Origin of the sequence: Nostoc sp. CHAB 5715, assembly GCF_020829685.1 — a bacterium.
In the GTDB taxonomy this organism is placed as follows: domain Bacteria; phylum Cyanobacteriota; class Cyanobacteriia; order Cyanobacteriales; family Nostocaceae; genus Nostoc.
Genome location: NZ_JAIVFR010001093.1, coordinates 1 through 2,315, shown reverse-complemented (window position 1 = coordinate 2,315; position 2,315 = coordinate 1). Strand labels below are relative to the sequence as shown.

The following is a 2,315-nucleotide window of genomic DNA, read 5'->3' as shown; positions in this document are numbered from 1 at the left end:
AGATGACTTTTACTATTAGCAAGGAACTTCAGTTCCTTGCGGGACATGGCTTTTACGTTAAGTTGACACGTATGAGCAATGCGCTTTACCCCTACAACAGATGTGGTTCAAATACATGAAAACTGCTTTTAGTCCACTAAAGTGGACTAAAAGCCTTTCTTAGTCGTCTTTAGACGACTTTTGCTATTAGCCTCAGAATAAATTCTGAGGCGGGCTAGATGAGAATGAAATAGCCCTGATTTTATGCAAAGCTGTACTAAGTTCCCAAAAATGATGCTAAATGAAACCAACTAATGAACAAGCAATTGAATTATTTAAGGTGTGTCAGGATTTAACTCAGATGTACTTACCTATTTAAGTAACTACACAAAATTAATTACAGTCATTGCGAGCGTTCGCTGAAAGCATTCCCGAAGGGTAGCGAAGCAATCCCAGCCCCCTGCGATTGCTTCATTTCGCTTCGCTGCATTCGCAATGACATTGTGTAATTAATTATGTTTACCTATTTACTTGGTGAGATTAGATGAACGGACGACACGGATTTACATTCTGGCTGGACAAAGCTTTGAAGTAGAAATATTGCCAAATGGGAGGGTAAGATATTTATGACTAAGGTAAATTTTCAAGGGATGACCAAGCAAGAGTTAAGAGCTTATGTGTTGGAACATCGAGACGATCAAGAAGCTTTTCATGCATTAACGGACAAACTTACAGAAGAACCAGGGATTGAAATTACCTCAACAGAGCAGATGCATAAGCTAATTGAAGCAAGGTTAGATGAGGCTGATGTCAGAGATGCTTATGCAGCACTAGAGGAAATTTCAATGCTGGGGACAACACCTTTTGAAGACATTAAAAGGGAGCTAGGGATATGAGCTACCAAGTAGCATTAGCACCTTCATCTGTGCAAAAAATTACAGAATTGGACTCAGTAGTGCAACAACGACTAGCACAAAAGTTAGAGGAACTAGCATTAAATCCACGTCCAGAAGACGCTTATCTATTGAAGGACACCGAAGGGCTATATAAGGTTCGTTTGGGTGAATACCGCATTATTTACCAGATTCAAGATCAACCCTTACTACTAACAGTGATAAAGATTGCACATCTAAAAGATTATTAAAGCTTGTTTAGAAAAGCGATCGCCTATAACCATCCAATGGCAACCAAAATAAAACTTCAAAATTTACTCTAAGCTGTTACGCATTTAAGTTGCACATCAACTGATGAGGTTGTCCAAAGTCAATTGTCCTTTGTCCTTAGTAAACACAAATGACTAATGACTAATGACTAATGACGGTCTACACGGAGTTTGTGCAATATGTAGGCGCGTTAGCTTACCACTACGCAACTAAAAATCTCATAAAATCTCTGCCAACTTTACCAGCAGAGTATTTGCTAAATCCAATAACCTGATATCATCTGTATCAACACTATTTCCTTCACCAGCTAGCAGATTTTTTACAGCAGATAACCTGTCATCTACTTCAGAAATTCTCCAAGATTCATCTAAGTTTACTGCAAAATCAAACAGCGATCGCTCTCCTAAATGCTCTCTTACTTTCACCGCTACACTATCATTACTTACCAGAAATTCTTTAATAGTATCTAATTGAAAATTACCTAATATTTCGTCATGTCCCCACGTTTCTAGCCAGTCTCCCTCCACATCTTCAACGTAAATATTGACAAAATCAACCCCGTAAGTTAACCAGTTTTGCTGCATTTGTCGCGCCGTCGCTAAAGCTTCAGCAAATGTATCTACTTGATTGTTGCAGTGAGTTTCTCTTTTGTTAGCCATAAAAGCTGTAATTAGCACGTAAGTATATAGGCTAGAAACAAATCTGAAATATCAAATTCCTGAAAATTTCACGAAAATTTTAAATATTTGCCACCAGAAAGGTAATCACTGTTATACAGGGCCACGTTGACTAACTGGTTGACAAAATTAGCATCCTTGGGATTGTAACTTAAGAACAGCCCCCTTTCGATTTCCCACGATCGCAGTGTATTTTGCCAAGCTTCGTATTTTTGGTGATTAAGTTCTTCACAAACACTGGTAATTTGAATGCACAGTGGTTGATTGTTACGACTAACAATTAAATCTGTTGCCATAGAAAGGTCGGCTATATAACGCTGCCAAAAACTACCTTCTCGCTGAACAATATCTTGGGCTATTGATTTAATGATATCATCATCTACCTGATTAAATTCGCCTGCCATCAATTTTTGCTTCCAAATATAAAACTTGGAGTCACTTGCATTAAACCATCTGGGAAATAGATAACCATACCAATATCTCTCAATCGGTGTCA

The 2,315-nt window shown here is 38.1% G+C and carries 3 protein-coding genes and 1 pseudogene; 2 read left to right on the top strand and 2 right to left on the bottom strand.

All coding sequences use genetic code 11. The features are described from left to right. Nucleotides 1–605 precede the first annotated feature (605 nt). Together LC574_RS36300 and LC574_RS36295 are read left to right on the top strand one after the other, a co-directional pair. On the top strand, nucleotides 606–875 hold the full coding sequence (locus LC574_RS36300) for a hypothetical protein (RefSeq protein ID WP_229458468.1): 270 nt from the start codon (nucleotides 606–608) through the stop codon (nucleotides 873–875). Further along, nucleotides 872–1,123, top strand: coding sequence for a type II toxin-antitoxin system RelE/ParE family toxin (locus LC574_RS36295; protein ID WP_229458467.1), 252 nt, complete (start codon nucleotides 872–874; stop codon nucleotides 1,121–1,123). The genes LC574_RS36300 and LC574_RS36295 overlap by 4 nt, the downstream gene beginning before the upstream one ends. 237 nt (nucleotides 1,124–1,360) lie before the next feature. Here LC574_RS36295 and LC574_RS36290 read toward each other — a convergent pair whose 3' ends face one another. Both LC574_RS36290 and LC574_RS36285 read right to left on the bottom strand, forming a co-directional pair. Further along, nucleotides 1,361–1,801: a hypothetical protein gene (locus LC574_RS36290; RefSeq protein ID WP_229458465.1), complete on the bottom strand. Its 441-nt coding sequence runs from the start codon at nucleotides 1,799–1,801 to the stop codon at nucleotides 1,361–1,363. 68 nt (nucleotides 1,802–1,869) lie between these two features. Continuing rightward, nucleotides 1,870–2,315, bottom strand: a pseudogene (locus LC574_RS36285) (hypothetical protein); the annotation flags it as partial.

What these genes read in the sequence shown, in the direction of transcription:
- LC574_RS36295 (WP_229458467.1), top strand. Translation starts at nt 872, where the DNA reads ATGAGCTACCAAGTAGCATTAGCACCTTCATCTGTGCAAAAAATTACA.
- LC574_RS36290 (WP_229458465.1), bottom strand. Translation starts at nt 1,801, where the DNA reads ATGGCTAACAAAAGAGAAACTCACTGCAACAATCAAGTAGATACATTT.
- LC574_RS36300 (WP_229458468.1), top strand. Translation starts at nt 606, where the DNA reads ATGACTAAGGTAAATTTTCAAGGGATGACCAAGCAAGAGTTAAGAGCT.